This is a genomic window from Corynebacterium ulcerans, assembly GCF_000767685.1.
GTDB classification, from domain to species: Bacteria; Actinomycetota; Actinomycetes; order Mycobacteriales; family Mycobacteriaceae; genus Corynebacterium; species Corynebacterium ulcerans.
In genome coordinates this window covers 1,490,136-1,513,645 of record NZ_CP009622.1, presented here as the reverse complement: position 1 = coordinate 1,513,645, position 23,510 = coordinate 1,490,136, and the positions used below count along the sequence as shown (strand labels likewise).

19 protein-coding genes are annotated in these 23,510 nt (G+C 52.4%); 13 read left to right on the top strand and 6 right to left on the bottom strand.

Features of this window, described 5'->3' with window-relative positions; all coding sequences use genetic code 11:
- Window positions 1–54 precede the first annotated feature (54 nt).
- The 4 genes from ispG to CULFRC11_RS06845 all read left to right on the top strand — a co-directional run bounded on the left by ispG (window position 55) and on the right by CULFRC11_RS06845 (window position 5,705).
- Entirely contained in the window at window positions 55–1,230 is a 1,176-nt protein-coding gene (gene ispG, locus CULFRC11_RS06860) for a flavodoxin-dependent (E)-4-hydroxy-3-methylbut-2-enyl-diphosphate synthase (protein ID WP_023635906.1), read from the top strand.
- Window positions 1,231–1,385: 155 nt separating this feature from the next.
- Window positions 1,386–3,227, top strand: a complete 1,842-nt coding sequence (locus CULFRC11_RS06855) for a penicillin-binding transpeptidase domain-containing protein (RefSeq protein WP_031270388.1) — start codon at window positions 1,386–1,388, stop codon at window positions 3,225–3,227.
- 70 nt (window positions 3,228–3,297) lie between these two features.
- A complete protein-coding gene (gene map, locus CULFRC11_RS06850; RefSeq protein ID WP_023635904.1) occupies window positions 3,298–4,191 on the top strand; it encodes a type I methionyl aminopeptidase in 894 nt (297 codons plus the stop codon).
- A gap of 62 nt (window positions 4,192–4,253) precedes the next feature.
- Entirely contained in the window at window positions 4,254–5,705 is a 1,452-nt protein-coding gene (locus CULFRC11_RS06845; RefSeq protein WP_038620627.1) for a cobyric acid synthase, read from the top strand.
- A gap of 39 nt (window positions 5,706–5,744) precedes the next feature.
- On the opposite strand, the gene CULFRC11_RS06840 is transcribed toward CULFRC11_RS06845, so the two are convergent.
- The 3 genes from CULFRC11_RS06840 to CULFRC11_RS06830 form a co-directional block, all read right to left on the bottom strand.
- Window positions 5,745–6,680 (bottom strand): hypothetical protein, encoded by a 936-nt coding sequence (locus CULFRC11_RS06840; protein WP_023635902.1) that lies wholly within the window; start codon window positions 6,678–6,680, stop codon window positions 5,745–5,747.
- A 280-nt stretch (window positions 6,681–6,960) separates the two neighbouring features.
- On the bottom strand, window positions 6,961–8,352 hold the full coding sequence (gene mtr, locus CULFRC11_RS06835) for a mycothione reductase (RefSeq protein ID WP_023635901.1): 1,392 nt from the start codon (window positions 8,350–8,352) through the stop codon (window positions 6,961–6,963).
- 324 nt (window positions 8,353–8,676) lie between these two features.
- Window positions 8,677–9,669 (bottom strand): alpha/beta hydrolase, encoded by a 993-nt coding sequence (locus CULFRC11_RS06830; protein ID WP_023635900.1) that lies wholly within the window; start codon window positions 9,667–9,669, stop codon window positions 8,677–8,679.
- A gap of 686 nt (window positions 9,670–10,355) precedes the next feature.
- Here CULFRC11_RS06830 and mqo point away from each other — a divergent pair.
- From mqo to CULFRC11_RS06795, 7 genes are all read left to right on the top strand, one after another.
- Window positions 10,356–11,855, top strand: coding sequence for a malate dehydrogenase (quinone) (gene mqo / locus CULFRC11_RS06825; RefSeq protein WP_014525938.1), 1,500 nt, complete (start codon window positions 10,356–10,358; stop codon window positions 11,853–11,855).
- A 112-nt stretch (window positions 11,856–11,967) separates the two neighbouring features.
- Window positions 11,968–13,062 (top strand): magnesium chelatase ATPase subunit I, encoded by a 1,095-nt coding sequence (locus tag CULFRC11_RS06820; protein WP_023635898.1) that lies wholly within the window; start codon window positions 11,968–11,970, stop codon window positions 13,060–13,062.
- A complete protein-coding gene (locus CULFRC11_RS06815; RefSeq protein ID WP_023635897.1) occupies window positions 13,055–13,819 on the top strand; it encodes a vWA domain-containing protein in 765 nt (254 codons plus the stop codon). Before CULFRC11_RS06820 ends, CULFRC11_RS06815 begins: the two co-directional genes overlap by 8 nt.
- Before the next feature lie 96 nt (window positions 13,820–13,915).
- Entirely contained in the window at window positions 13,916–14,536 is a 621-nt protein-coding gene (gene cobO, locus CULFRC11_RS06810; protein WP_013911758.1) for a cob(I)yrinic acid a,c-diamide adenosyltransferase, read from the top strand.
- Window positions 14,530–15,903, top strand: a complete 1,374-nt coding sequence (locus CULFRC11_RS06805; RefSeq protein ID WP_023635896.1) for a cobyrinic acid a,c-diamide synthase CobB — start codon at window positions 14,530–14,532, stop codon at window positions 15,901–15,903. The genes cobO and CULFRC11_RS06805 overlap by 7 nt, the downstream gene beginning before the upstream one ends.
- The gene (locus tag CULFRC11_RS06800; RefSeq protein WP_023635895.1) at window positions 15,890–16,453 is read left to right on the top strand and encodes a methylated-DNA--[protein]-cysteine S-methyltransferase; all 564 of its coding nucleotides are present in this window, start codon (window positions 15,890–15,892) and stop codon (window positions 16,451–16,453) included. The genes CULFRC11_RS06805 and CULFRC11_RS06800 overlap by 14 nt, the downstream gene beginning before the upstream one ends.
- A gap of 40 nt (window positions 16,454–16,493) precedes the next feature.
- Complete coding sequence (locus CULFRC11_RS06795) at window positions 16,494–17,609, top strand: GTP-binding protein (protein WP_023635894.1); 1,116 nt, start codon at window positions 16,494–16,496, stop codon at window positions 17,607–17,609.
- 27 nt (window positions 17,610–17,636) lie between these two features.
- On the opposite strand, the gene CULFRC11_RS06790 is transcribed toward CULFRC11_RS06795, so the two are convergent.
- The gene (locus CULFRC11_RS06790) at window positions 17,637–19,013 is read right to left on the bottom strand and encodes a protein adenylyltransferase SelO family protein (RefSeq protein ID WP_031270386.1); all 1,377 of its coding nucleotides are present in this window, start codon (window positions 19,011–19,013) and stop codon (window positions 17,637–17,639) included.
- Between the two features lie 94 nt (window positions 19,014–19,107).
- On the opposite strand from CULFRC11_RS06790, the gene cobA reads away from it, so the two are divergent.
- Window positions 19,108–19,875 carry a uroporphyrinogen-III C-methyltransferase gene (gene cobA / locus CULFRC11_RS06785; RefSeq protein WP_051373204.1) on the top strand — a complete coding sequence of 256 codons (768 nt, stop codon included), beginning with the start codon at window positions 19,108–19,110 and terminating at the stop codon, window positions 19,873–19,875.
- A 66-nt stretch (window positions 19,876–19,941) separates the two neighbouring features.
- Here cobA and yaaA read toward each other — a convergent pair whose 3' ends face one another.
- The gene (yaaA, locus tag CULFRC11_RS06780) at window positions 19,942–20,679 is read right to left on the bottom strand and encodes a peroxide stress protein YaaA (protein ID WP_031270381.1); all 738 of its coding nucleotides are present in this window, start codon (window positions 20,677–20,679) and stop codon (window positions 19,942–19,944) included.
- Between the two features lie 32 nt (window positions 20,680–20,711).
- Here yaaA and CULFRC11_RS06775 point away from each other — a divergent pair, with 32 nt between their 5' ends.
- Complete coding sequence (locus CULFRC11_RS06775) at window positions 20,712–22,469, top strand: proline--tRNA ligase (protein WP_023635890.1); 1,758 nt, start codon at window positions 20,712–20,714, stop codon at window positions 22,467–22,469.
- A 94-nt stretch (window positions 22,470–22,563) separates the two neighbouring features.
- On the opposite strand, the gene CULFRC11_RS06770 is transcribed toward CULFRC11_RS06775, so the two are convergent.
- Entirely contained in the window at window positions 22,564–23,478 is a 915-nt protein-coding gene (locus tag CULFRC11_RS06770) for a DUF4439 domain-containing protein (RefSeq protein ID WP_031270378.1), read from the bottom strand.
- Window positions 23,479–23,510: the final 32 nt, after the last annotated feature.

Sequence of the window (23,510 nt, the reverse complement as noted above, 5' to 3'; positions counted from 1 at the left end):
ATTTATCCCATTGCGATGGGGTGTAGCCCCATTTCTGTACAAGGAGCATGCTTAGTGTCAACCATCACAGGACAACCGATTGGTCTTGGCCTTCCGGATGCGCCGCCACCAGTATTGGCTCCGCGGCGTAAGACACGCCAGATCATGGTTGGAAACGTAGGGGTCGGTTCTGACTACCCTGTATCTGTCCAATCGATGACAACGACTAAAACGCATGATGTCAATGCGACGCTTCAACAAATCGCGCAGCTGACAGCCAGTGGTTGCGACATCATCCGTGTGGCGTGTCCTAAGACTGTCGATGCTGAGGCGCTGCCGATTATCGCTAAAAAGTCTCCCATTCCTGTGATTGCGGATATCCATTTCCAACCGAAATACATCTTTGCCGCTATCGATGCTGGATGCGCCGCAGTGCGTGTGAATCCAGGAAATATCAAAGAATTTGATGGACGGGTAAAAGAAGTAGCCAAGGCTGCCGGTGACGCGGGAATTCCCATCCGCATTGGTGTCAACGCGGGTTCCTTGGATAAGCGCCTCTTGGAAAAATATGGCAAAGCTACCCCGGAAGCCCTCGTAGAATCCGCGCTATGGGAAGCCGGACTGTTTGAGGACTGCGGATTCGGCGACATTGCCATTTCCGTAAAGCACAATGATCCCGTGGTGATGGTTGAGGCTTATCGTCAGTTGGCTGCTCAGAGTGACTATCCGTTGCATCTTGGTGTGACAGAGGCCGGTCCTGCTTTCCAAGGCACAATTAAGTCTTCTGTAGCTTTCGGCGCGCTTCTATCGGAAGGTATTGGTGACACTATCCGGGTCTCTTTGTCTGCAGATCCGGTGGAAGAAATTAAGGTGGGCGATCAGATTTTGCAGTCGCTCAACCTGCGCGAACGTGGCTTGGAAATCGTTTCATGTCCTTCCTGTGGGCGCGCGCAAGTTGATGTGTACACCTTGGCAGAAGAAGTCACAGCGGCTTTGGACGGAATGGACATTCCGCTACGTGTTGCCGTCATGGGATGCGTGGTTAACGGTCCAGGAGAGGCCCGCGATGCAGACTTGGGTGTTGCCTCCGGCAATGGCAAAGGCCAGATCTTTGTTCGTGGCGAGGTCATCAAGACTGTCCCCGAATCACAGATCGTGGAGACTTTGATTGAAGAAGCGATGCGTTTGGCAGAAGCTGAAGGGCTAGAAATTAAGGAAGGCGCTGGCCCACAGGTGAAAGTAACCCGTTAAAAATGACAAGACTCCCCGTAGTCCTATGCCTGGCAAGTGAGGTATAAGATTGTGGGGAGTTTTCTCATGTGGTTTTAGAGGACATCGTAGTTTTCCACCACAAACATAGTGGTGTCGCAGATAAAGTTCGCTCACTAAATGTTAGCCTTACGCCCATGAGCATGCCCACTAATTCAACTCTGAAAACTATGGTCTCGCTGGGGATCTCAGTGTGTTTGTTTTCTGGAACATTGGTGGCATGCACGCCCAAGCCTGCATTAGCAGATCCTACTGCCAAAGCGTTTCTGGCGGATCTTACAGACTCCAACTTCAGCGCTGCAGGCGCTCATACCGATAACGCTGAAAAAGTAAGTTCGGTCCTGGAGTCCTCGTGGAAAGGTCTTCAAGCGGAAAGATTACGTACAGAGATCACGTCGGTGGATACAAAAGACACAATTGCGACGGCTAAATACACCATGACATGGGATTTACCGCGCGATAGGACTTTTAGCTATGAAACATCCATGACGCTTAATCGAATAAACGGAGAATGGAAAATCCGTTGGCAGCCTTCTGCTTTGCACCCTCGTCTAGGTGCGAATCAGCACCTGGAATTGCGGGCGATTAATGCGGAACGCGCGAGCGTGGTTTCTTCCGACGGTGCGGAAATTTTGGTACCGGGGATTAAATACCGTCTGCTTATCGACGCCACCAGCGTGACAGATAAAGATACGGTTGCACGCACAGTTGCGGCTCACTTGCAGTCAGCGCGAAGTCATGACGAAACAATCCCTGAGATCAAAGCCAATGAGCTTGCAGACAATCTCAAGGCAGCAAAAGGGCGCTACTCGGTTGCGTTGCTGAGCCAGCAAACGGGAGAGGCCTTGCAAGGGCAGCTTATTGGTATTAATGGGGTGACGCTGAATAAAGAAGCGGCGTTGGTTAATAAAGACCCGCGTTTTGCCCCAGACATCATCAAGCGAGTTTCAAATATCGTTGATAGCCAGCTGGAAGGTGATAATGGCTGGACTGTGTCCTCGGTGACGGCTGACGGTGCGGCCTTGGAAAATATTGAATATCACGCCCCAAAGGTAGCTCCCGCAGTCAAAATCAGCATTGACCAAAAAGTGCAGCAGGCCGCAGAATCTGCCGTGAATTTGCGAAAAGACATGAAGACGATGATCGTTGCGATTCGTCCTTCTAGCGGGGAGATTCTAGCCGTTGCACAGACCCCCAAAGCAGATGAGGAGGGCGATCTTGCTCTCAACGGTCAATTCCCTCCGGGATCGACGTTTAAGGTGGTCACGGCTTCTGCCGGTATACAAGACCAAGGGCTAAATTCTGGAAGCATCGTTCCGTGCCCAGGAACGATGAATATCTACGGGCGAACGGTGACTAACTATAATGCTTTTTCGTTGGGAAATGTTCCCTTACAAAAAGCCTTCGCACGATCGTGCAACACTACTTTTGCTAATATCTCTGAAAAATTAGCGCAGGGGCATCTGAAACACATCGGAAGCCAATTTGGAATTGGCGTGGATTATGACATCCCTGGATTGAACACTCTTACTGGTTCGATCCCAGAAGGGGAAACCCCGCTTGATCGCACCGAAGCTGGGTATGGGCAGGGGAAGGTTTTGGTCTCCCCGTTTGGCATGGCATTGATGTCTGCTACTGCTGCGGCCGGAAAAACACCGACTCCAACGTTGATCTCCGGGCGAGAAACAAAAATGGATAAACATCCTGAAGCACTGCGGCCGGAAACTATCGATCAACTTCGTTCTTTAATGGGGGCAGTGACCAAACCCGGCGGAACCGCTGCCGGTATGAGCGCTGGCGGGGAGATCTTTGGAAAGACGGGAGAGGCCGAAATCAATGGAGGCTCTCATGCCTGGTTTACGGGATATCGAGGAGACCTAGCCTTTGCCACCCTCGTTGTCTTGGGTGGCGGCTCTGAAGCCTCCGTCGCAATAACCGATAATTTTCTGAGGAATCTCGATGAGCTTAACGCTCATTGATCAAGCCGGAAGCGTCAAGATTGTGGGGTAATGGGAGGCGTCGGCAAGCTTAAGCGCTCAAAGGGATAGCATGGGAAACATGTCTTATAATCGTAAACCCCTTGTTCCCGGAAAACAGAGTCCTACGCGTGAGGTTCCGGCGCACATCGATCGCCCAGAATATGTGTGGAAAAATACTGTTCAAGAGGCTATTGGAGAGCCTTTTGTTCAGACTCCTGAAACAATTGAAGCCATGCGTGAGGCCTCCAAGATTGCGGCTAATGCTTTGCATGTGGCGGGGGCTGCTGTAGCACCAGGGGTGACTACCGATGAACTCGATCGCATTGCACATGAGTATATGTGCGATCATGGCGCCTACCCGTCCTGCTTGGGGTATCGCCATTTTCCTAAGTCGGTGTGTGTGAGCCTTAATGAGATCGTCTGCCATGGAATCCCGGATTCCACAGTCATTCAAGATGGCGACATCGTTAACATTGACGTCACCGCATACAAAAATGGGGTGCATGGAGACACCAACGCAACGTTCCTTGCCGGCAACGTGTCAGAAGAGCATCGACTGCTTGTCGAACGCACCAAAGAAGCAACGCTTCGCGGGATTCGTGCTGCAAAACCCGGCCGTGAGATCAACGTGATCGGCAGGGTCATCGAGTCTTATGCTAAGCGGTTTGGTTATAACGTGGTTACTGATTTCACAGGACACGGGATCGGAACCACTTTCCATAATGGGCTTGTAGTTTTGCACTATGATTCTGATGTTTATCAGGACGTATTAGAACCAGGCATGACGCTAACGGTGGAACCCATGCTTAATCTGGGAGGTCTCGATTATCGTATTTGGGAGGACGATTGGACTGTGCAAAACACCGATTACAAGTTCAGCGCGCAGTTCGAACACACTTTAGTTATTACTGAAGATGGTAATGAGATTCTTACTATTCCGGATGCTGATCTGGAAGTTCACTAGTTTCCCATAACAGTTATTCTGAGTGCTGTCTTGCTTATCGGTTGTTACCTTTTGGGGTTTATATGAAGTCGTTTCTCATCGCTGGTTGCACATCGGATGCCGGAAAATCTGTAGTGGTGGCTGGCCTGTGTCGCGCTTTTGCACGACGTGGTATTAAAGTTGCTCCATTTAAAGCCCAGAACATGTCTAATAACTCGGCGGTGACACCCGATGGTGGCGAGATAGGTCGGGCTCAGGCACTGCAAGCGTTTGCGTGTGGGCTTGTCCCCAGCACGGCTTTTAATCCTATTTTATTAAAACCAGGCTCAGATCGGACCTCACAGCTTGTGGTGAATGGCAAAGCCACCGGCAACGTGAGTGCTCGCAGTTATATTGAGCATCGCACTCATCTCAAGACCGTAGCAGCAGAAGCCCTTCATGCTTTGCGTTCCGAGTATGAGGTAGTGATTTGTGAGGGAGCAGGATCACCTGCGGAGACAAACCTCAGGGATACGGACGTCGCAAATTTTGGGTTGGCCGAGGCCTGCGATCTTCCGGTGTATCTGGTGGGAGATATAGATCGTGGAGGCGTCCTAGCTCATTTTTTTGGCACTCATCAGATCGTGTCCGAGCAGGATCGTGCGAGGATCGCAGGGTTTGTTGTTAATAAATTCCGAGGAGATCAAACGATCCTCGAACCAGGGCTGGCTGATCTAGAGAAACGACTCGGGGTTCCTACCGTTGCTGTTTTACCCTTTATCGAGGGACTGTGGATAGACGCGGAAGATTCGCTCCAATCCCACATAGGAGCTACAGTTGGGCCCGCTGCTCCAGCTCTTGGCACACAGCGTTTACGGGTAGCGGCGGTGCGGCTTCCCCGTGTATCCAACGCCACCGACGTAGAAGCTTTGGCATGCGAACCTGGGGTGACTGTTACATGGACTGTAGATCCTGACCAAGTACATGAGGCAGACCTGGTAGTGCTTCCTGGTTCCAAGGCAACGGTGAGCGATCTGGAGTGGTTAAAGAGCACCGGTATCGCAGAAGCTATGAAAGAACGCGCCAATCGAGGGGCTCCAATTGTGGGAATCTGTGGTGGCTTTCAAATGATGTGCGCAAGCATTGATGACCCAGTGGAGTCGGGAACGCAACAGCCAGTAGCAGGCTTGGGGATCTTTGATATTGATATAGCTTTCCATCCAGAGAAGACCTTGATACGGCACGATCATGGGGGCTATGAAGTTCATCATGGCCGAGTCGTACGCTCTACCGAGGATCCGTGGATAGGGGAGGAAGGCGCGGTTAGGGGCGCAAGCTTTGGCACGCATAGGCACGGATATCTCGAATCGGATACGGCGCGTAGAGAATTCCTGCAAAGAGTCATTGAGATGACCGGGCGAACGGGCTTTATCCTCGACCCTCGAACGTCTTTTCAAGGCGAGCGTAACCGACAACTTGATCTGCTAGCAGACAGCATCGAGGCGCATTGGGACATTGATGCTTTAATCCGCGATCTTTCTTGTGACACCGTCTAATAAGGGACTAGTCATGCGGTTAAAGCGATTGTGACATTGTTATGCAGCTCGGATTTCTTGGTGGGAGTCTGCGATTTCGTCCGTAGCTACTCCGCGAGATGCTGAAACATTCACAGTGGGAAGGTATGCGGCAGTTTTGTTTTCTACTCGAACAGAATGACTAGGCAACAGCATGGCCGACATGATGCTAAGAAGGCAGCAACCAGCATAACTTAGCGTGAGGATATTCGCGTTGAGTGCTATCCCGGTGACGATGTGTATGCAGAAAAGAAGCTGTATTACACCTAAAACGGCTGCTGCGGTAACCAACAAGAGAACGGAAACATTACGTAAAGACGTGCGTAAGAGCCACACTATCGACGCAATAAGAGCCGTCATGGTAAACAACACCAACGTCAAGGATAAGAACGCTGGGTGTTCGGAGGACGTAGAAAATTTTCCAGAAATAGAAAGCCATGCGTTGATCAGCGGCAAGAGCACTACGACTGCTGAGACCCAGCGTAATCGGGGCGGGAAGAAAAATAGGCTGCCGATAAAGATTGCTAACCCAGCGGAAGGCATTGCGATGGTGACCAAGATGATGTTGAGGTGCGCATACAAGGCACTAGGAAAAACGCGGGAAAAAGCGATCAACATGCCTGTTGTCAAAATGACAAAGCTGGGGACAGCGATAAGAAAAGAAGACAGGAAGCGCTGTGTTTTTCTGGAAAACGAGTGCCTTATTGTGCGTGGAACACCTGGGGCATTGACGAGGGCAACAAGCGCAGCAGCAGCCCCCGTTGCCATGCTCATGGCCAATACGATTGCTGTGATACGGCTATCACGCATGGTTGCAGAAGCGAGCGTAGCTAGAGCAATACAAATGGCAGTGGACATGCTGACGACGGCACACCGAAGCCTACGAACTTGAACAGTAGACCAGCGCGACGGAGTCTGATTGTGCAGAATAGCGGCCTTTCGGTCGTATAAGCTCATATACCCTCGTGATCCATTGGTATTTCGGTATGACATTCCTTAATGAAAATGGCACTAAGACCATGCTTCCATTGGGCCGCAGAAAGATGAAAGACTGCATCGGAAGATGAAAACGTCGACAAGCTTTCTGTGGAGTGTGTCTCATAGATTACGCTTTTGAGCTGAAATGTGGGCGAGCGCACGCCGAGGGCGAATGCAAAATATGGGAGAAAACAATAAAAGTCGCACGTGACCAAAGCGGTAGCACCTGCGACTTTTAGATTAATCCTCTGCGGAAATTCTAAGAGAAATCAAGACCTAGAAGAGCATTTTCCGTTAATTCCGGAAGCGCTGGGTGGATCCAGTACTGCTTGGTAGCAACGTCACGGGCGTCGAGCTTAAAAGCCATAACAGTAATGAGCTGTTGTACCAGTGTAGAAGCCTGGGGTCCGATAAAGTGCGCCCCTAGTAGTAGCCCGGTGTCTTTGTCTGCGATGAGTTTTACAAAGTGCTCGGTATCTTCCATCGCCCAACCATAGGCAACATCGCCATAGTTCTGGACCTTGACTGTGATGTTGTATCCGGCAGCGTGAGCTTCATCTTCTGTTAAACCAACTGTGCCGATCTGCGGATGAGTAAAGACCGCGGCAGGAACATTCTCATGAGGCATAGGCTGGAGATCTTCTGGATGAAGGAGATTGTGTTTTACTGCCCGCATTTCAGCATTGGCCACGTGCTTAAGTAGGTATGGGGAAGACACATCGCCCAAAGCCCAGACATCGGGAGCTGTTGTACGTCCGTACTGATCAACCTTGATGCGGCGACCATCCATTTCTACGCCAGCTTTGTCCAGATCCATGAGGTCGCCATTGGGGATTCGGCCAGTGGCTACCAGGAAGACCTCACCGTGTGCGGTGGATCCATCATCCAGAGTGAGGGTAACCACGCCATCGGTTTCCGTGATGGAGTCGATGGTGCGTCCTAGCCTGCAATCTAGTTTTTCCTTGGTGATCTCAGTAAAGCGATCAGAAATATCGGAATCGAGCTGGCGTAGGAGCTTCTCGGACCGGTTTACCACGGTAACTTTTACCCCGAGAGCGTCAAAGACATGGGCAAACTCCATAGCAATGTAGCCGCCACCCATAACCACCATGGATGTAGGCAGAGACTCCAAGCGCATGATGTTCTCGTTGGTGTAGTAGCGCACACCTGAATCGATGACTTTTTGATCGATAAACGGGCGAGAACCGGTAGCGATGACAATACGATCACCGGAGATGATGGCTTCCTCAGAGCCCTGACCAGTGCGTATGGTTTTGGGCGCTATGAAAGATGCATGCTGATCGTAGACGTCGATGTTGGGGGTCTTAGGACCGCGTCGATATTCTTCGCCGGAGGCGGATATAGGATCGATGCGGTCACGGAAAACCCGGTTCACAATAGATGGCCAATCCACAGCGGACACCTCAGCCGAAATACCGTAGCGTTCAGACTCGCGTACCGCTAAAGCGATCTCAGAAGCGTACACAAACATTTTGGTTGGTATGCAGCCAACATTGAGGCACGTTCCGCCAAAAGCGCCTTTTTCTACTATCGCAATGGACTTATCGTGAAACTCAGGGCCAGGAATGGAATTTCCGGATCCTGTTCCGATAATGATCAAGTCATAGTGTTTGTGGTCCTGCTCGCTCAAGGAGTACTCGCTTTCTTTAAAAATGGCGCATGGAGTGATGCGCTAAGGACTGGCTGTCTCTACTAGAAGTAGCGTAATTGGCAAACGCAAAAGGTAAAAGAGGTTATTCTTTTACCTTTGTCATGTGCGTGAGTCTTAAAGTTCAACGGAACATAACGTCAGCACATTCCATCAGACATGAGAAATAGTAATGAAAAACCTTTAATATTCCATATATTGCGTCCGGGGTGCCGCTGTAGGGAAGGGAAAATTATGCCTGGACCTGCCCGGACTCGTATGAATCAAGTTGAGGGTGATGCGTTCACACTTATTGCCGTGAGCAGTTTAGGCGTTCTTGGGATCTAACCATCGGTCGCATGTTTGGAATACGTGGGCAAGCGCGGCAGGATTTGACAAGAAGACATCATGTTTTGCTCCTGGAATAGCCTGAACTATGACTTGCTCAGAAAGGTGTGGTCCCCACTGGTTAACGTGATCTACGTTGATGACTGCATCGGCATGGGCGGCCAGCGGCAGTGTTGATGCTGAGGAATCCGAGCTTAAGCACAGCAGCGGGACACCACAATCTATACGGCCCCGGTGGATAAGACGTTGTGCTTTGTCGATGGCCGAGACCCAGCCGACAAATTTTTTATGACCTCCAAAAGGTTTCCATTGAAGGTTGTAATCCCATTCACCTTCGCCATGAACATGCAAACTTTTTCCGTAGACAGAAGATGATTTTGTTTTCAGTGCGGCGCGCGGTCGGATTTTAGCGGCCACGGTGATAAGTGGGCGGGTAATGCGAACTACAGGCGCAGGGGCCATCATGCTTAGCCAAGGGCTATTTAAAATGGCGCCGGGGAACTTAGCATGAGTGAGGGGATCGGATATGCGTAGATAATTAAGCCAGTGACATGCGATAAGTCCACCTGTTGAGTGTGCGATGGGGACGATTGTGGGATGTGTTTGTAGTAGGGTCTGTGCGGCAATATCAAGTTCCTGAAAGTAGATACTGAGGCGGGATGCGTAATGCCATGTCTGGCCTTCGCGATGTGACCTTCCGCATTTTCGTAGGTCTAATGCGTATACCGCAAAGCCCTGGTTATAAAAATGCTCTGCGACATGGCGATGAAAAAAATAGTCTGTCATGCCGTGTACAAAGAGCAGAGCGGGGCGTTGGTTGTATTGGTCTATGGCTTCTTCATTGGGAAGATGGCGTACAAGGCTGCCAAAAATCTCGCCTTCACTGCCTTCTGATCTGGGATCGTTGCCGAGGCTAAAAGTGGCGCATTGATAATCGCGTCCGAGTATGTCTGTCTTCCAGTGAAGCTTCATGTCTATGACTCTAGATCGGACACTGCTTCGGGTGGGGGAATAAAGAGTGCAACATTACAAAGCGGAGGGTCGTATGTGGGGGCTTACATATAGCTTAAGTGCTTTATTCCTTGCGTTTGCTGCACTTTAGGCCTTGGGATAGACACACTTTGTTGAAACTCTGGTGCGTTTTGTTATTAAGAACAGGCTCGTAGGAGATTTGCATGAGGGGTATTTGTAATTTTGCTAAAGGAAAGCTGTTTGGGGGCAAACCTGCCCATTTGTATTTTGTGGATATGGCAGCAAACCTGTGTATCGTGGACGGGTGTGCAAGATAGGGGTATTCGGGGGTGGGTAAATACTGTTTTGCAGGTGTATTTCATTGATGGATGCTCTCTTTTTCTTACCCCCCAGTAGATCAGGCGTAAGCTGTTTTCTAGTGAACTGAAGAAATTCGGTCGGGCTGATTCGAGCTGGCTACGTAAGCCGTTGGGCGGTGGATTTTTATCGTTACTGTCTTCGACTTTGGCTAACCATGAGGGATAACACTTTGATGGTTGCGCGATGCGGATGCTGATATTCTGTGTCGCATCGAAAGCTCAGTTTCTCATGGTGTTACAAGGCGCCGTGATTATGAGTCATGCTGTTTTTCTAGTTCATGAACAATCCGGGAAATACGGAAACGTAAAACTCAAGGAAGATTGAATATGGCAGATTCCATCAACGCGCAACGGGTCACGGACGAAGTAGACGTTGCCCTGATCGGCGGCGGCATCATGAGTGCCACCCTTGGCGCTATGCTCCGCACACTTGAACCTAGCTGGTCTCAGGTCCTCTTTGAGCGTCTCGATGCACCTGCTCAAGAGTCATCCTCGCCGTGGAACAACGCAGGGACAGGGCATTCGGCTCTGTGCGAGCTGAATTACACGCCGGAAGTTAATGGGCGTATTGAAATCAATAAAGCTCTGGGCGTAAATGAAAAGTTCCAAGTTTCTCGCCAGTTCTGGTCTTATCAAATTAACCAAGGGGTCCTGCCGAATCCTCGCGAGTGGATTAACCCTGTACCTCACGTTTCCTTTGCTCGTGGTGAAGCGCAGGTTAACTATTTGAAAAAGCGTTACGACGCCCTAGCTAACCATCCGCTGTTCCCCAACATGCAATACACGGACGACCGTAGTGTGTTCAATGACATGCTGCCGCTGATGGCTGATGGACGCAGCGAATTTGAGAAGGTCGCGATTTCCTGGACTGACGCTGGCACGGACATTAACTATGGATCGCAAACTCGTCAGTTCCTCAAAGCAGCCGAGGCTAATGGCACCAATATCCGTTATGGTCACGAGGTTAAAGACATTACTCGTGATGGCGGTAAGTGGAAGATTAAAGTCAAAAACGTTCACACCGGTGATATTCAGGTTATCCGTGCGAACTTTGTCTTTGTAGGCGCTGGTGGAATGGCACTCCCGCTGCTCCAAAAGTCTGGTATTCCGGAAATACGTGGGTGGGGCGGTTTCCCCGTGTCCGGTCAGTGGCTGCGCTGTACTAACCAAGAAGTCATAGAGCAGCATTCGGCGAAGGTTTATGGCAAAGCATCTATCGGTGCGCCTCCGATGTCGGTGCCGCATTTGGATACCCGCGTCATTGATGGAGAAAAAGGCCTGCTGTTTGGGCCTTATGCAGGATGGACGCCAAAATTCTTAAAGAAGGGCTCGTACTTCGATCTTGTTAAGTCGATCCGTCCCACAAACCTGATGTCTTATCTAGGCGTTGGGGCGCAGGAATTTGGCCTGACTAAGTACCTCATCACTGAGGTACTTAAGGACCAGTCGGCTCGGATGGAGTCTCTGCGCGAGTACATGCCTAATGCGCGCGATGAAGACTGGGAACTGATTACAGCCGGTCAGCGTGTACAGGCTATCGAGCCCGTTGTGGGGCCGCGATTCTCCTCTTTGGCTTTTGGTACTTCCCTTATTAACTCCGCTGATGGGTCTATCGCTGGCATTCTTGGCGCATCGCCAGGAGCCTCTATTGCACCAGCCGCGATGTTGGAACTGCTTGAGCGTTGCTTCGGTCAGCGCATGGTCGAATGGGGCGACAAGATTAAGGAAATGATTCCTTCCTATGGAATTAAGCTTGCTACGGATAAGCGACTATTTGAAGAGATTTGGGATTATACCCAGACAACTCTGCAGCTTGATCAAGACTAAGTAGTCAGTTTTTCAGCGTTGAAGAGACCCTGATCTTGAAACGATTCCTAGTGGTGCTTTAATGAAAAGGCACTGCTAGGTTTTGTTATTTTCTAGGAGATATTGAAGCACTATGAGCACTGGTGGACGTACGTTGTATCCGTTTTCGGCAGTTGTGGGGCAGGATCGACTAAGGCTTGCACTCATTCTGTGTGCGATTTCTCCGCGCATTGGTGGCGTGGTCATCCGCGGGGAAAAGGGAACAGCGAAGACAACCACGGTGCGAGCTTTTGCCAGTTTGCTGGGGGATGCTCCATTAGTTGATCTTCCCATCGGAGCCACGGAAGATCGAGTTGTGGGCTCCCTTGACATGGAAACGATCTTGACCACGGGCAAGGCTCACTATAATCCCGGTTTGCTGAGCCAGGCAGACGGTGGAGTGCTGTACGTCGATGAGGTAAATCTGCTTGCGGATCACCTGGTTGATTCGCTCTTAGACGCCGCAGCGACAGGGCAGGTTACAGTCGAACGGGACGGTATTTCGCATTCTTCGCCTGCCAATTTTGTGCTTGTGGGAACCATGAATCCAGAAGAAGGGGAGCTGCGTCCGCAGCTTCTTGATCGTTTTGGCTTGGCCGTCGATGTCGTGGCCTCCAAAGATGTTGAGATTCGTGCAGAGATCATGCGGCGTCGGCTCGCATTTGAATCGACTCCACAATCTTTTGTTCAATCATGGGCCCATGAGGACGCGTCAACAGCGCAGCTGATCCATGAGGCGAAACAACGAGTGCAGCAGCTACAGCTTTCCGACGTTAACCTCAGCCGGATTGCACACCTTTGTGCGGCATTTGATGTTGATGGTATGAGGGCTGATTTGGTTATTGCTCGGACTGCGCTAGCCCACGCTGCCTGGCGCGGGGCCTCGACGGTGGAAGATGAGGATATTCGCATAGCTGCAGAGTTGGCTTTGCCGCATCGTCGCCGCAGAGACCCATTCGATGAACCCGGCTTAGATCAGGATCAGCTAGATCAAGAAATGGATAATGCTCAGAAACAGCACCCAAATGAGGAAGGGAACGCGGAAAGCGACTCGGAAGGACCTCAGGACGAGGCAAATCAGAATGAAGTAGAAGAAAAACCCTCGGAAGAACAGGCGGAACAGCCCACCAGTGATGGTCAGGAGGAACGCGCTACTACTGGCGCTCCCTTTCGCTCCGCGGGTGTTTAAACGCAAGGGCATAGGTGAACAGGGAGTACCGGGGCGGCGCTCGAAGGCGTATTCCTCGCATGGGGCAGACGTTCGCCCATTGAGTACTGGTCATGGCTTAAATCTTGTGGGGACCATTTTTGCAGCGGCTGATCGGGGAGCTCGAGTAGAAGGAAAGCTGATCGACTTCCGTCCAGAGGACTTGAGAGGGTCCTTAAGGCGGGGGACGGAATCAAACCTCATTATTTTTGTCGTTGATGCTTCTGGCTCTATGTCTGCTCGGGATCGCTTGGCTTCAGTCACCGGTGCGGTTCTATCGATGCTTCGGGATGCGTATCAGCGCCGGGACAAAGTGGCCGTGGTTTCCGTGCGCGGCACAGCCCCCGAGCTGGTGCTGCCTCCTACTGGCTCAATTGATGTTGCAGTACGTCGTTTGCACAACGTAGTGACGGGGGGCCGGACTCCGTTGGGTGAGGGGCTTTTGCTTGCCCATGATGTGATTCGTCGTGAGCATGTGAAAGAACCTGGTCGCCGCGCTCTTCTCGTCGTGTTGTCAGATGGCCGTGCCACTGGAGCTTCTGGTTTGGCTGGATCGAGATCAGCAGCTCGTCTTATCGCCCGCAATGGTTTAGCTGGTTCGGTGGTGATCGATTGTGAGAAACCTGGGCGTGTGCGCCTTGGTCTGGCACAGGAGCTGGCAGCCCACCTTGAAGGCATATGTATTCAGCTCAAGGAAGTGAATGCAGATTCCGTAGCTGGAGTGATCGACGCGGTGTGAGCGAGTTACTTGGGAAAAGCGCGTGAGATGACAGTCTGGACAAGTAGAATCGATGTGTCTTCCGATATCGATTCAAGCAACGAAGGAGATCTTCTTATGCCTCAAGGGAAAGTAGATCCTGCGTCCATACCCGATGATGGTTTAACCACACGCCAGCGCCGCATGCTTCCTGTTACCGCCGTTCATACCGGGCAGGGTAAAGGAAAATCGACGGCTGCCTTCGGGATGGCTATGCGCGCTTGGAACCAGGGGATGAATATAGGAGTTTTCCAGTTTGTTAAGTCCGCTAAGTGGAAAGTCGGCGAAGAAGCCGTCTTTAGGCAACTGGGGAAGCTGCATGAAGATTCTGGCGTAGGTGGAGTCGTCGAATGGCACAAAATGGGGGAGGGCTGGTCGTGGACAAAGAAGCAGGGGTCTGATGACGACCATGCCCGTGATGCTCGCGATGGTTGGGAGGAGATTAAACGTCGGATAGCCGCACAAGAGCATGATTTTTATGTTCTTGATGAGTTCACATATCCCATTAAATGGGGATGGATTGATGCAGATGACGTTGTAGAGACTCTGAAGAACCGTCCTGGCACGCAGCATATTGTGATAACTGGGCGTGATGCGGATCCGAAGCTCGTCGAGGTGGCCGATCTTGTTACTGAGATGACAAAAATAAAGCATCCGATGGATGTAGGACGTAAAGGTCAAAAAGGCATCGAATGGTAACTGCAGTACCCGGGGTTGTGATTGCTGCAACCTCGTCCGGATCGGGTAAAACAACCATTGCTACGGGACTGATGGCTGCGTTGGCTCAGCGCATGGTAGTCGCGCCGTTTAAAGTCGGACCCGATTATATTGACACGGGTTACCACGGGATGGCCGCAGGTCGGGTGGGCAGAAACCTAGATTCTGTCATGTGCGGCCGATCTGCTTTGGGCCCTCTCTACGCACATGGTGCGCAAGGAGCAGACATTGCGGTGGTGGAAGGGGTTATGGGGCTTTTCGACGGCCGCATAACCGAAGGCTCAAATACCGCGGATGCTCGCGCACAAGGATCTACCGCAGAAATCGCTGCGGAACTGGGACTTCCCGTCATCTTGGTCGTTGATGTTCGTGGAATGAGCCAGTCTGTGGGGGCTGTGGTTCACGGATTTGCCACTGCCGATGATGCCGTCCGGGTGGCTGGCGTGATTTTGAATAAAGTTGGTACTGACCGGCACGCTGCGGTGTGCCGGGAATCGGTAGAAGCTGTGGGAATCCCAGTTTTGGGAGCGATCCCTCGGGTCGATGATGCTGAGGTTCCCTCGCGACATCTGGGTCTGGTCACATCTACGGAGCTTCTTCAAGCCCGTTCTGTTGTTGCAGAGATGGCCGCAATGGTGGAACAACATGTTGATCTTGATGCTGTGATTTCTCTTGCGCGCTGCACATTTACGGGAGCTGCCTGGGATCCCGTGGCTGCAGTGGGGGATCGTGTTGGTGCTTCACGCAGTCCGCGAATTGCGTTGGCTGGTGGGCCTGCTTTTTCCTTTACCTATGCGGAGCATGTAGAGCTTTTGGAGGCCGCAGGGGCGGATGTTCTTGCTTTTGATCCGCTGATTGATGATCTGCCGGATTGCGATGGGCTCATCATTCCGGGAGGTTTTCCGGAGGAATATTGTGAAGTACTAGCAAAGAGGAAAGATCTACAGCGCAGTATCGTAAGCCGCATTGAACAAGGCATGCCAGTTCATGCGGAGTGTGCGGGGCTTTTGTGGCTTCTAGATACTCTGGACGGGCACCGGATGCTCGGAGTTATTTCTGCTCAAGCAGCGATGGGGCGCCGCCTCACGCTGGGGTATCGAGATGCCGTGGCGCTGAGCGACTCTGTGATGTACCGGGCTGGAGAGCGCGTCACTGGACATGAGTTCCACCATACGGCGCTGGTCAAAGCTGACGCTTCAGGCTGGGCGTCAGCATGGGGGTGGCGCACCTGGGATGGCGTGGCGGCGCGTGAAGGATTTGTCCGCGGTAATGTTCATGCCAGTTATCTCCACGTTCATCCAGCGTCCGTTCCTCGGGCAGTAAGAAGGTTTGTCGATGCATGCCAGTGAAAAGCCACAGTCATTGACCCTCGCAACACCTGACGGACCCTTGAGCATCATAGGACACGATGGTTTTGTGTTGGCTAGTGGCTGGACTGCAGATAGTGCAGCGCTGGCCTCTCTAGTGCACAAGGAGTTTGCGCTGGGGGCCGGAGGGCAGGGAATTGATCATGTAGGGCTTGATGATGCGCATCCCGTGTTGCGTGATGCGAGCGTGGCAGTCTCTGCTTATTACGCAGGGGACCTAGATGCGATAAAGCAGATTCCCGTCAAGCAACGTTCGGGGCCTTTCCGTATGCGAGCGTGGGATGTTTTGCGGGAGGTCCAGCCTGGGGAGACTCTTACGTATACCGAGTATGCGATTCGGTGTGGCAATGAAAAAGCGGCGCGAGCTGCCGCTAGTGCGTGTGCTATGAATGCTGCCGCGTTGTTTGTGCCTTGTCATCGTATTGTGCGCAGTGACGGAACCCTCGGCGGTTTCCGCTATGGCATCACGATAAAAGAGAGTCTCTTGAAACGAGAGTCCCGCATCGTCTCGAACGAGGATCCGGCACAGTAGTAGTTTGCGGAACCTAGGTGAAAAAGGTATTCATTAGTGAATGTCTTTCTCATCTACTCCAGTCACAGTGTTATCCGGATTTCTCGGCTCGGGGAAAACCACCCTTCTCAACGACCTACTGGGAAATCGCGAAGGTCGCAAAATCGCGGTGATCGTTAACGATTTCTCTGAAATAAACATCGACGCAGCCCTCATCGCAGGGGAAGGACATCTGGAACGCGGTGAAGACCGATTCATCGAGCTCACCAACGGTTGTATTTGCTGCACCCTGCGCGATGATCTTGTGGAATCAGTGGGATCGCTCGCCAGATCGGGAGACTACGACCACATCGTGATCGAATCAACAGGCATATCGGAACCCATGCCTGTTGCAGCTACATTTGAATGGGAATGGGAAGACGGAACCCGCTTGGCGGATGTTGCTCCGATTGACACGATGGCAACGCTTGTCGACGCCACCCAGTTCCTGGACTACATGTCCAAAAAGACCTACCTGGTAGATCGCGACCTGGGAGCTACCCCAGAAGACGATCGCACAATCGCTGATCTACTGGTAGACCAGGTAGAATTCGCGGATCGGATCTATGTGACCAAAGCCGATCTGGTGCCTGCAGAACGCTACGAGGCGACCGTGGCCTTGGTGCACAGAATGAACCCGCGCGCGAGCGTCGAAAAGCTTATCGACGGCCGCGTCATTCCAGAAAAAGGCGAGCCACGATCGGCAATTTCTGATTTGCTGGGTGCCATGGCCTACGACGAAGCCACAGCTCGGACGTATCAGGGGTACATGGATGAACTGACTAACCCGCACACTCCTGAGACGGAAGAATATGGGATTAGCTCTGTGGTTTTTCGCGGCGACAGGCCTTTTGACCGCGAGCGGTTGATCCAGGCGCTGCATTCAATTTCTGGCCTCGTGCGCTCCAAGGGGCACTGTTGGGTCTCGGATCGCATTGATATGGTTCAGGTGTGGCACCAAGCGGGGCCGGACCTACGTATCGTCCCTGCCGGCTATTGGCAGCAGGCGGGCCTGGAACCGAGTAATGAGATCGTACTTATCGGAGTGCATTTTGACCGTGAGGATGCGGTGCGCAAACTCAACCAGGCGATGCTCAATGATACGGAGACAATGCTGCTGCTATCTCAGCGGACTTAGATTGAAGGACCCGGTATCATCGGTGCGCTACGTGCCGCAGTAGGTGATATAAGGAGCTGCGTCTTGAGGAGCAGGTTGCTCAAGATCTTCGCTGTCATCGATGCGGTCAAAAGGTGCAGTCGTGGCGGCAAAGAGCCGGTGGAAGCGTGAGAGATCCCCGCGCTCAGCGTGCAACAAGGCTTCCTCTACGAGATGATTCCTGGGAATGTACACCGGATTGTGCGGGGGTACAGCTCCGCACAGATCACGGGCATTACACCAGTCGCTTGCCCAGGGGAATTTTTGCTGTGTCGTACCATCGCTCAAACTTCGTAGGAAAGTCGCGAGATCCGCTGTATGGCGAGTCAGTAACTCCGGCAAAGCATCGAGAAGGCCTTCTACATCAGGGGTATGGGGATCTACTCCTACCGCTTGAGCCATTTCCTCCAACCAAGCAGTGCGGTAGTAGGAAGCGAAACTATCGATTTCTTCCCTCGCCGCATCCATCCCGATAAAAGGAAGGAGTGTCTCAGCCATCCGAGCAAGATTCCATCCGGCGATGGCTGGTTGTTGTCCATAGGCGTAGCGTCCGCCTTGATCAATACTAGAAAACACCGCTTGGGGATTGAACGTATCCATAAAGGCGCAAGGGCCAAAATCAATACTGTAACCACTCAGCGTGGTGTTATCCGTATTCATCACCCCATGGACAAACCCGAATCGCATCCACTGGGCTACTAAGTGTGCCTGTGACAGGACAGCCTGATGCAAAAGTTCTCGGGCGTTTTTCAACTCATTGTCGCTAGGTTTAGCTAAGATCCGATGGCTTGCATAGCGCACAGTATCGCGAAGAACCTCAGGGCCATTGAGTGCCGCAAACTGTAGTGTTCCCACCCGCAAATGATTGGGGGCGACTCTAACAAGGATGGCTCCTGGCTGGGGACGTCCCCTCATCACGGTTTCGCCAGTAGTGAGAACAGCTAACGATCTGCTGCTAGGAACACCGAGTGCATGGAGAGACTCGGAAATAAGATACTCGCGCAGCATAGGCCCGAGGACCGCCCGACCGTCGCCCCCTCTAGAAAAATGTGTTGGACCAGAACCCTTAAGGTGAACGTCGTAAAGCAAAGGCGCACCAGTCGTCTCCCTACAGAGGCTGCGATCCGCGCGTAGCTCTCCGACTAACAACGCGCGACCGTCACCGAGCAACGGGACAAAGTTGCCGAACTGATGCCCGGAATACGCCTGCGCATGTCCCTCGGCATGGAGAAGGCCACAAATATTTTCTCGCGTGATCCCCAGTGCTGCTCCCACCTCATCATTAAAAACAACTAGCTGAGGATCGAGACACGTGCTGGGATGATGGGCAACCGCAAGGCCGGGGAGTTGTTCTGCAAAGGTATGGAGAAACGTGGGATGCGACATAGGTACTACCGTAGCGCGGATTTCCACCTGTGATCTTTCCTTTATATGGAACCCAAATAGGACTAAGCGCACCCACTGTTTAAACTTGTTTTTCATGACTTCCCAGCAGAATCAATGGCAGGCCCCAGTCGTACTCATCGGAGGTGGCCCAGGAGCATGGGACCTGATTACTGTCAGGGGGATGCGTCGACTACAAACAGCGGACGTAATTTTGGCGGATCATTTAGGCCCAGCGTCGGAGCTGGATAAGCTTTGCGACGTCACTACGAAAGAAATCATCGACGTATCCAAGCTCCCTTACGGTAGGCAAGTAGCTCAGTCGAAAATCAACGAGCTACTCATCCATCACGCGCAGTCAGGAAAAAAAGTCGCTCGACTTAAAGGCGGCGACCCTTACATCTTTGGCCGAGGCTTTGAAGAACTGCAGGCTTGTGCAGAACACGGGATTTCCTGCGAAGTTATCCCCGGAGTAACAAGCGCCGTTTCCGTACCAGCGCTTGCCGGTATCCCCATCACCCAGCGAGGGCTCGTACACAGCTTTACCGTGGTCTCAGGACACGTGCCACCGCAACACCCGGAGTCCCTCAACAATTGGAGTGCGCTAGCACAAACGCAAGGCACCCTGAGCGTGATTATGGGAGTGAAAAACGCACCCGCCATTGCCGATGCGCTTATCGAGGGAGGCCGGCCAGCTTCAACCCCAGTGGTGATAATCCAAGAAGGAGCGACGGAACAACAGCGCTCCTATAAATGCACGCTGGGAACTCTGGCTAACACCATGCGTACGCAGGAGATTAAGCCACCCGCCGTATACGTCATCGGAGAAGTCGCTGGACTAGACACACAACCAGCACATACGTAAAACACGCAGACATGAAAAGACGAGGGGGCGCTTCACCTTGAGGTGCCCCCTCGTGTATGTGCCAGATCAGTTACGAACCTCAAAAGTCAACTCTGTTGTCCCGGTCTGCTCTATTGCTAAACCAGCTTTTTGTGCGACCTTTTGTACCTCCTCAATAGAGGAAGGGGGTGCATCACTGAGCGCCAATACTCGCGCTAACTCACCCTTGTAGTGCTTATTAAAATGGCTGATGACTTTTCGTGCCCCATTGGGTTGCACTGACTCCACGCGCACCGTAGTCGCGCCGGGAACTTTCCCCAACTGCTGATAAGTGCCAGAGCGCAGATCCACGATAAAGTCGTCAGCATCACTTAACGCTTTGGTAATTGCTGAGCCCCAACGTTTTTTCATCGTTGGGATTGTTCCATCTGCGTCGGGGACTTTACTAGATCCAGATAGCCTGTATCGCGGGATGGGGTCTGAAGCTCCGACGACGCCAAACAACGCTGAGCCTATAGCAAGGCGCGACCATGCTGAGCGCGGAAGAGTTGGCGCGTTGAGGGCGTCGTAAAGCACACCGGTATAGCGCAGTATCGCTGGCATCGTTGGTGCATGAAGCAGCTGTGTATTAGCTGCAACTTCCTCCCGGAGTTTCTCGCTTAATTTCAACATTGTTAGGGCTTGGTCTGGGGATAGTGAGCTCAGATCCTTAGAGATGGATTTCCTTATTGGGTTCAGCGAGGGGAAGGATAAAGCGTCCATATTGAGTGGCGCATCATCACCGCCGATGGCCTTAGTCTCTGAAGGAGGTAACACAATGAGCATGTCCATAACCCTAGCGGGTATATTTCTTACTCATGATCACACGTCTTTCCACGCTCTTCCTGCGCACCCTGCGCGAAGATCCCGCAGATGCTGAAGTTCCTAGCCACAAGCTGCTAGTTCGTGCCGGATACATTCGCAGAGCTGCACCAGGTGTTTACACGTGGCTGCCCTTAGGGTTGCGCACACTCAAAAAGATCGAAAATATTGTGCGCGAGGAGATGGACGGAATTGGAGCTCAAGAGCTGCTTTTCCCAGCGTTGTTGCCCCGCGAGCCCTACCAGACGACTAACCGGTGGACTGAATACGGCGATTCGCTTTTCCGCCTCAAAGATCGCAAGGGTGCAGACTACCTTTTGGGTCCCACCCATGAGGAGATGTTTGCCGGAGCAGTGAAAGACATGTACTCGTCGTACAAGGATTTCCCTGTCATCCTCTACCAAATCCAAACCAAGTACCGGGATGAAGAACGCCCACGCGCTGGCATTCTTCGTGGCCGTGAATTTGTGATGAAGGACTCCTACTCCTTCGACATGACAGATGAGGGACTCGAGTCGTCGTATCAGCGTCACCGTGGTGCATACCAGCGCATCCTTGACCGCCTAGGCGTTGAGTATGCGATTTGCTCTGCGACCTCTGGTGCGATGGGTGGTTCTGCTTCTGAAGAATTCCTGGCGATCAGCGAAAACGGCGAGGACACCTTTGTGCGAGCTACGCAGGGCGACTATGCCGCTAACGTGGAAGCCGTGGTTACACAGCCTGGCGTCGAACGCTCCCTTGAAGGGCTGCCGGAAGCTATGGAGTACGACACTCCTGCTTCCGAAACCATCGAGTCTCTAGTGGCATGGGCGCAGACCGCTGGCATCACGGTTGAAGGCCGTGAGGTCGCTGCTTCAGATACTTTGAAGTGCATCGTTGTGAAAATTACAGAACCCGGCGCTGAAGACCATGAGCTTGCCGGCATTCTGCTTCCGGGAGACCGTGAAGTAGACATGAAACGCCTGGAAGCCTCTCTCGAGCCTGCGGCGGTGGAACTTGCTACCGAAGCAGACTTCAAGGCAAACCCCTTCCTGGTGAAAGGTTACGTGGGCCCTCGTGCATTGATCGCACATGACGTTAAGCTTTTTGCCGATCCTCGCGTGGTCACCGGAACCTCATGGATTACCGGTGCAGACGCGGATCAGCGCCATGTAGTTAACCTCACCGTGGGACGTGACTTTGAGGTGGAAAACTACATTGAGGCCGCCGAAGTTCGCGAGGGCGATCCAGCACCAGAAGGTCAGGGCACACTCACCCTGGCTCGAGGTATAGAGGTCGGGCATATCTTCCAGCTTGGGCGTAAATATACCGAGGCCTTTGATGTGCAGATTCTTGATGAAAACGGCAAGCGGGCGATCCCGACCATGGGCTCTTATGGCATCGGTGTCTCACGGCTCATGGCGGTGCTTGCTGAACAACGTCATGATGAGAAGGGTCTCAATTGGCCCATTGAGGTTGCACCTTTTGCAGTTCATGTGGTCGTAGCAAACAAAGATGCCGCAGCCATTGAGGCAGGGGATGCCTTGGTATCCGAGCTCGACGCAGCGGGCATCGAAGTGCTTTTCGACGATCGCCCGAAGGTAAGCCCCGGCGTGAAATTCAAGGATGCGGAGCTGCTAGGGATGCCTTATGTAGTAGTCCTGGGCAGGTCTTTCAAGGAAGGAAAAGTTGAGCTGCGTGTCCGTGGCACAGAAGCCGTGGAAATTCCAGCGGCTGAAGCTACTGCACGGATTATCGATATGGTTGGTGCTTAAGGGCGCTTCTTAGAGGTTGGAAACCTTTGTGGTCTAACCCTTAAAAGAACTGCGTGCCCCGCTGTGGTTGTCATTGGCGGGGCACGCAGTCTTTTTATCGGGCAGGTAGTACGTTGGGCGGGGCTGTGGGCGCGCCAACTGCTGTCTGGGCGGCAAAGGCTAATGCTAGTTCTTTCCAAGAAGTGGTTTTAGCCGTGGCAGCTGTGGCAATCCAATAATCCGTGGTGTCTCTGCGTAAGGCCTCAATGTAGTCAGCAGTACTTTGAGCATCAAAAGGCTGTTGGTATTTTTTCAATTCATAAGCAGACTCGGGCTTGGGGAACTCTCCGGTAGGCGCGAGGCTACTTTGTAGAATGCTGATGCGATTTTGGTGGGCATCAATGGAGTCGTTGACGGCTTGCTTGAGAAGTCCACTAGCGGATGCAGTGGCAACGCCCAGGCCATAGACTATGGAATATTCCCAGGCGAGTGCGTCTCGTGCCGCATCTGCGTCGACTTTAACGTCGGAAGACTTAAGCTTTTTGTTCACCGAGGGGTCGAACAATGCACCTCCTGTAGTCGGTGCCGCTGCTCCTGCCGATACGAGATCAACGAGTTGATTGGCAGCGAGCAACATAGATCCCTCTGGGAGCTCTCCAGCACTAGACACGAGCTCTTGAGCAGCGATTGTAGCTGCATCTGCGGGATTGCTGTTGTTATCAACATCAAGGTGCGCTTTTTCTATGGCGGAATCTAGAGCCGAGTCGTCACAAGAAGAGGGGAGAGTACCGTCATTTTTGTGTCCGCATACACGTTGGATCTCCGTACGGAGTTCGGCAAGGTCGGCGCGTCGAAGCGCGGCATAGGGGGAGTCACTACTATCAAATGTTTTTGCCTCTGCGGAGGCTCGCGCTGCTAGGCGCGTCAGTGTGGTGTCTGGCGTGGGATGCGGAGTAAGGCTGCATGCGCTAAGCATGCCGCCGGAAACCACTACGGCCAATAAGAATCGAGATGCTGCAGAACGAGTCACAAAAGGAAAGTGTACTTCCATACTCGAATGCT